The organism is uncultured Oscillibacter sp. (genome assembly GCF_900546705.1).
In the GTDB taxonomy this organism is placed as follows: Bacteria; Bacillota; Clostridia; order Oscillospirales; family Oscillospiraceae; genus Oscillibacter.
Genome location: NZ_URDP01000010.1, coordinates 47,658 through 53,657 on the forward strand (window position 1 = coordinate 47,658; position 6,000 = coordinate 53,657).

The 6,000-nt window shown below is 56.8% G+C and carries 8 protein-coding genes; 7 read left to right on the forward strand and 1 reads right to left on the reverse strand.

Annotated elements, in window-relative coordinates; translation table 11 throughout:
• Positions 1–453: 453 nt before the first annotated feature.
• The 4 genes from infC to QZS13_RS03790 all read left to right on the forward strand — a co-directional run bounded on the left by infC (position 454) and on the right by QZS13_RS03790 (position 2,000).
• Positions 454–960: a translation initiation factor IF-3 gene (gene infC / locus QZS13_RS03775; RefSeq protein ID WP_295585663.1), complete on the forward strand. Its 507-nt coding sequence runs from the start codon at positions 454–456 to the stop codon at positions 958–960.
• 33 nt (positions 961–993) lie between these two features.
• Positions 994–1,191, forward strand: a complete 198-nt coding sequence (gene rpmI / locus QZS13_RS03780) for a 50S ribosomal protein L35 (protein WP_016323576.1) — start codon at positions 994–996, stop codon at positions 1,189–1,191.
• Between the two features lie 34 nt (positions 1,192–1,225).
• A complete protein-coding gene (gene rplT / locus QZS13_RS03785; protein ID WP_295585668.1) occupies positions 1,226–1,576 on the forward strand; it encodes a 50S ribosomal protein L20 in 351 nt (116 codons plus the stop codon).
• A gap of 145 nt (positions 1,577–1,721) precedes the next feature.
• Positions 1,722–2,000, forward strand: coding sequence for a hypothetical protein (locus tag QZS13_RS03790; protein ID WP_295585670.1), 279 nt, complete (start codon positions 1,722–1,724; stop codon positions 1,998–2,000).
• 65 nt (positions 2,001–2,065) lie between these two features.
• Here the strand turns inward: QZS13_RS03790 and trmB are convergent, their stop codons facing one another.
• Positions 2,066–3,115 carry a tRNA (guanosine(46)-N7)-methyltransferase TrmB gene (trmB, locus tag QZS13_RS03795; protein ID WP_295585674.1) on the reverse strand — a complete coding sequence of 350 codons (1,050 nt, stop codon included), beginning with the start codon at positions 3,113–3,115 and terminating at the stop codon, positions 2,066–2,068.
• Between the two features lie 355 nt (positions 3,116–3,470).
• Here trmB and QZS13_RS03800 point away from each other — a divergent pair, with 355 nt between their 5' ends.
• The 3 genes from QZS13_RS03800 to QZS13_RS03810 all read left to right on the forward strand — a co-directional run.
• The gene (locus tag QZS13_RS03800; RefSeq protein WP_366557936.1) at positions 3,471–4,310 is read left to right on the forward strand and encodes a 3-hydroxyacyl-CoA dehydrogenase NAD-binding domain-containing protein; all 840 of its coding nucleotides are present in this window, start codon (positions 3,471–3,473) and stop codon (positions 4,308–4,310) included.
• Between the two features lie 28 nt (positions 4,311–4,338).
• The gene (locus QZS13_RS03805) at positions 4,339–5,481 is read left to right on the forward strand and encodes an acyl-CoA dehydrogenase (protein ID WP_295585678.1); all 1,143 of its coding nucleotides are present in this window, start codon (positions 4,339–4,341) and stop codon (positions 5,479–5,481) included.
• 20 nt (positions 5,482–5,501) lie between these two features.
• On the forward strand, positions 5,502–6,000 hold a 499-nt coding region (locus QZS13_RS03810), incomplete at its 3' end, for an electron transfer flavoprotein subunit beta/FixA family protein (protein ID WP_295585684.1).

The following is a 6,000-nucleotide window of genomic DNA, read 5'->3' on the forward strand; positions in this document are numbered from 1 at the left end:
GAAAAGGGGAGACGGAGGGCATCTGCCTTCCGTCTCCCCTTGCTCGGCCGGGCCGTGTTACTTGCGGTTTTCCTTCTGATTCTGCGTGCGGTTTTCGCGGGAGTCGCTGGTCTGCTTCTCCTTCTGCTGACGGCAGTTCTGGTTGTTTTCGCGATTCTGCATTGCAAATTCCTCCTTCTGCCTTGTTGGGGCACGGTGGTAGTATCGGCAGAAAGATCAATCTCTATACAAAAAGAAAAATAAAAAAAGAATTGACAAGTTGGCAAGAAGCTGATACAATAATCCAGCAAAACAAAGAAGGCGCGCATCCGCCTCACCTCCAGCAGCTGTGCAAAGAGGTCAACAACGTTGTAATCAAGCCGCCATTTGAGGTGGTTTGTTGTTGCGCGGATGCCATCAGGTATCCGCGTTTTGTGATTTTAGGATGGAGGTGCTTCGACCATTAGTAAGCAAGTGCATGAACTGAATGAGGAGATCAACGACAAGGAAGTCCGGCTGATCGGCGCACAGGGCGAGCAGCTGGGCATTATGGCGCCGGCGGAGGCGCTGCGGATCGCTGATGAGCAGGGCCTGGATCTGGTCAAGATTTCACCCCAGGCGGTTCCCCCCGTCTGCAAGCTGATGAACTACGGCAAGTTCCGGTTCGAGCAGAGCAAGCGGGAGAAGGAAGCAAGAAAGAACCAGCATGTGGTCGAAATCAAGGAAATCCGCATGTCTCCGGGCATTGATGTTGGCGATTTCAACACCAAGCTGAAAAATGCCCAGAAGTTCATTGCCGACGGCAACCGCGTGAAGGTCTCCGTCCGCTTCCGCGGCCGCGAGATGGCCCATACCGACATCGGTAAGGATCTGCTGGATCGCTTTGCCGAACAGTGCGCCGAAACCGCCAATCTGGACAAACCCGCCAAGCTGGAGGGACGGATGATGTCCATCTTCCTGTCTCCCAAGACCGGCAAATAAAGAATTTTCAACGATACGGAAGGAGCAATCACGATGCCTAAGCTGAAAACCCATAGCGGTGCGAAGAAGAGATTCAACCTCACCAAGACCGGTAAGGTCAAGCGCGCCAAGGCCTTCAAGAGCCACATCCTCACCAAGAAGGACACCAAGCGTACTCGTCGTCTGCGTGCCGGCGGCTATGCCGACGCTACCAATGTGGACGCCGTCCGCAAGATGATCCCCTACAAGTAAGATACGAGACGTTTTAGAATAGGAGGCTTTTGAAATGGCTAGAGTTAAGGGCGCGATGATGACGCGCAAGAGAAGAAATAAAGTTTTGAAGATGGCCAAGGGCTACTGGGGTTCCAAGTCCAAGCACTTCCGGGTTGCCAACCAGGCTGTCATGAAGTCCCTGAGCTACGCTTACACCGGCCGCCGGCTGAAGAAGCGTGACTTCCGGTCCCTGTGGATCACCCGTATCTCCGCTGCCTGCAAGATGAACGGCATGAACTACTCCAGCTTCATGCACGGCCTGAAGGTTGCCGGTATCGAGATCAACCGCAAGATGCTCTCTGAGATGGCGATCAGCGATCCCGCAGCGTTCACCCAGCTGACCGAGATCGCCAAGAAGGCCTGATCTGCACTTTATTATATAATAGGTGTAAAAACGCGCTTCGGCTTTGTCCGGAGCGCGTTTTTTCGTTGACAGGGAAGCAGGGTATGATATGATGATATCAGATAGGACCGATATATTCAGACGCCTCTGGGGAAAGGAGTGCGGTATGAAAGAACAGCTGATGAATTTTGTGTACGTATTCCCGTTTTTGATTCCCATGGGGATCGCAGGTGCCATGTCCCGCTTTTCCAGGCGCGGAAAACCAGGCGGCTGGCGCGTTACAGTCATTGGTGCGGCCGTCACGGCTGTGGTTTGGCTGATCGCACTGCCGCTGAGCCATACCGGCAGTGAGCTGCCCGGTATTATTGCGGGTTTTGTCACAGGATTCCCGATTGGCGCAGCGGTATGCGGCATCGGCCTGCGGCTGCGCCGTATTTCCGGATAATGCCTGTTTTGCCTGGAGACGAAAGCAATCCCCCAGACCGCTTCCGGCCTGGGGGATGCACGTTCTTATGCCTGAGGCACTTCGCAGAAATAGGGACCGCAGTCTTCTTCGTGAGTCTGGACATAGGTCCAGGTAAAATCCCGGTCCACGATGTACCAGTCGCTGCCGGGAATGGCACCCCGTTCTACGGGAAGGGCGGAGATCTCCTCCGGCGTGATCCGGCGGGTCCGGTTCACGCCTTCCGGCGGATACTCATTATAAAAGAGATACCATTCTTCGTCCTTGCGTTTCTGCAGCGCTTTCCGGGCCTCGTCTGCGCTCAGATGAGGCACCAGGTTCCAGGAGAAGATATGCCAGAGGTAGTTGCCCTCTGCCAGCACATGTTCTCCCAGGTCTTTCTCGGAGACTCCGGCGGCGAAGACATCCAGCCAGCGGTCCGCTGCCCGCTCCGGCTCGACGGGGAAGGGCTCCACCCAGCCGTCTTCCATGGTGGCCACGCACCGGTTGATGGGCTGTCCCAGTCCATAGAACTTGGCTTCGTAGTCCGTCATGACGCCTACGGGCCCGTTGGCGTGAAGATTCCGGGTCACCTCGGAGAGCGTGAAGCCAAAGCGGGGGATCTCCTCCACGGAAAACTCGAAGAGGGGCTGGTTGTCCGTTTTGAAGTGAATCTGTCCGCCGGGCTTGAGCACCTGACGATAGAGCTTGAGGAAGTTGCCGTGGGTCAGACGGCGCTTGGCGTGTCGGTTGCTGGGCCAGGGGTCGCAGAAGTTGATGTAGATGCGGTCCACCTCGCCGGGGGCGAAGAAATAGGGAAGCTGGTCAGCGTTGGCGTCCACGAAGAACACGTTGGTGAGCCCCGCGTTTACGCACCGCTCCATGGCGACCACCATGGCATCCGGTACCCGCTCCACGGCGATGAACAGCACATCCGGCTCGGCAGCGGCGGTGCCGGCGGTAAAGCGGCCCTTTCCACAGCCCAGCTCCAGCCGCAGCTCCCGGGCCTGCGGCATCAGCTCGCGCCAGTGCCCCCGGCGGTCGTAAGGGTCCCGGATGAGAAAGGCGCTGCAGCGCTCCATCCGCGGCACCAGGTTCTTCTTTTTCCGCATGCGCATAAAAAATCCTCCTGGATCAATTCTCGTGAAATTCCACAATCCCTTGTGGCGGCTTTCCCATTTTACCACAGGAAATGGTTCGTGTAAATGCCATTCCCGCCGGGAAACCGGACACAGTGAGGAGGGGATGCGTTAATGTCTTAACAAAATTGTATAAAATTTAACGAGTATTTTGTGTGAAGTGTAAAAAAGAGAAAAATGGCGGCAAAATGCACAATTTCTACTTGATAAATTTATGACACACCCCTATAATAGACATTGTGAGTAAATTGGCAAACTTGAGATTTGCTCTGTTTTCCCCCGCAAGGATCAATGAAGCAAACCAAAGTGTACAATTGAAATAACAGGAGGAAAAATCATGAAAGTTGCTATTTTTGGCGCCGGTACCATGGGCAGCGGCATCGCGCAGGTCTTTGCCGCCAAGGGCCACACCGCTTTGATGTACGCCAGTTCCGTGGCTTCCGCTCAGAAGCACAAGGACAAGCTGGCTGCCTCTCTTGCCAAGCGCGTTGCCAAGGGCAAGATGACCCAGGAGGCTGTTGATGCCCTGATGGCCAACATCCTGGTGGAGGAGAAGTCCGCCTGCGCTGACGCCGACCTCATCATTGAGTGCGTCAAGGAAGACATGGCCACCAAGAAGGAGCTGCTGGGTGAGCTGGACGGCATGTGCAAGGAGAGCGCCATCTTCGCCACCAACACCTCTTCTCTGTCTATCACCGAGATGGGCAATGGCCTCAAGCATCCCGTCATCGGCATGCACTTCTTCAATCCCGTTCCCAGCATGAAGCTGGTGGAGATCATCCGGGGCGCCAACACCACCCAGGAGACCTTCGACTTCGTGTACAACCTGTCCAAGGAGATCGGCAAGGATCCCGTTGAGGTTGCGGAGGCTCCCGGCTTCGTGGTCAACAAGATCCTGATCCCCATGATCAATGAGGCCATCGGCCTGGTGGAGACCGGCGTTGCTTCTGTCGAGGATATCGACAAGGCTATGCAGCTGGGTGCCAACCATCCCATGGGCCCCCTGGCTCTGGGCGACTTCATCGGCCTGGACGTGTGCCTGGCCATCATGAACACCCTCTTCACCGAGACCGGCGATCCCAAGTATCGTCCCGCTCTGCTGCTGAAGAAGATGGTGCGTGGCGGTCTGCTGGGCCGCAAGTCCGGCAAGGGCTTCTACGATTATTCCAAGTAAGAACCAGATAGTAAAGGAGTAATAAGGTATGGATTTTCATCTGACAAATGAGCAGCTGATGCTCCGTAAGATGTACCGCGAATTCGCCGAGAACGAAGTCAAGCCTCTGGCTGAGGAGATCGACGAAGAAGAGCGCTTCCCCATGGAGACCGTCGAAAAGATGGCCAAGCTGGGGATGATGGGCATCTACTTCCCCAAGGAATACGGCGGCGCCGGCGGCGACGTTTTGTCTTATGCCATGTGCGTGGAAGAGCTGGCCAAGGTCTGCGGCACCACTGCCGTTATCGTGTCCGCTCACACCTCTCTTTGCTGCGCTCCCATCTTTGAGCACGGCACCGAGGAGCAGAAGAGAAAGTATCTGCCCGACCTGCTCTCCGGCCGCAAGATCGGTGCTTTCGGCCTGACCGAGCCCAACGCCGGTACCGATGCTTCCGGCCAGCAGACCACTGCCGTCCTGGAGGGCGACCACTATGTCCTCAACGGCTCCAAGTGCTTCATCACCAACGGCAACGTGGCCGATACTTTCGTGGTGTTTGCCATGACCGACAAGACCAAGGGCAACCACGGCATCTCTGCCTTCATCGTGGAAAAGAACTTCCCCGGCTTCTCCACCGGCAAGCACGAGAAGAAGATGGGTATCCGCGGCTCTTCCACCTGCGACCTGATCTTTGAGGACTGCATCGTCCCCAAGGAGAACCTGCTGGGCAAGGAAGGCAAGGGCTTCAAGATCGCCATGCAGACCCTGGACGGCGGCCGTATCGGCATCGCTGCGCAGGCCCTGGGCCTGGGCGAGGGCGCTGTGAACGAGGCTGTCAAGTACACCCAGGAGCGTGTCCAGTTCGGCAAGCGTCTGAGCCAGTTCCAGAACACTCAGTTCCAGCTGGCTGATATGCACACCCGGATGCAGGCTGCTCAGTACCTGGTGTACGCCGCTGCCTGCAAGAAGCAGCTGCATGAGAACTACTCCATGGATGCTTCCATGGCCAAGCTCTTTGCTGCTGAGGCTGCTTCCGATGTGACCCGCCGCGCCGTGCAGCTGTTCGGCGGCTACGGCTACACCCGTGAGTATCCCGTGGAGCGCATGATGCGCGACGCCAAGATCACTGAGATCTATGAGGGTACTTCCGAGGTTCAGCGCATGGTCATTTCCAGCCACCTGGGCGTGAAGTAATATAGGAGGTAAAGGTTAAAATGAAAATCATTGTCAGTATCAAGCAGGTCCCCGATACCTCCGGTAAGGTGGCTGTCAACCCCGATGGTACCCTGAACCGCGCTTCCATGCAGACCATCACCAACCCCGACGACATGAATGCCCTGGAGGCCGCTCTGAAGATCAAGGACGAGACCGGCTGCAAGGTCATCGTGGTCACCATGGGCCCCGCTCCCGCTGCCGGCATGCTGCGTGAGGCGCTGGCCATGGGCGCCGATGAGGCTGTCCTGGTGTCCGCCCGCGAGTTCGGCGGTTCCGATACTTATGCTACTTCCCAGATCCTGGCTGCCGCCATCAACAAGATCGGTGTGGAGTCCGACGATATCGTTCTGTGCGGTCGTCAGGCCATCGACGGCGATACCGCCCAGGTCGGCCCCCAGATCGCCGAGAAGCTGCACCTGCCCCAGGTGACCTATGCCGCCGACATCCAGAAGGACGGCAACACCCTGACCGTCAAGCGCATGCTGGAGGACGGCTACA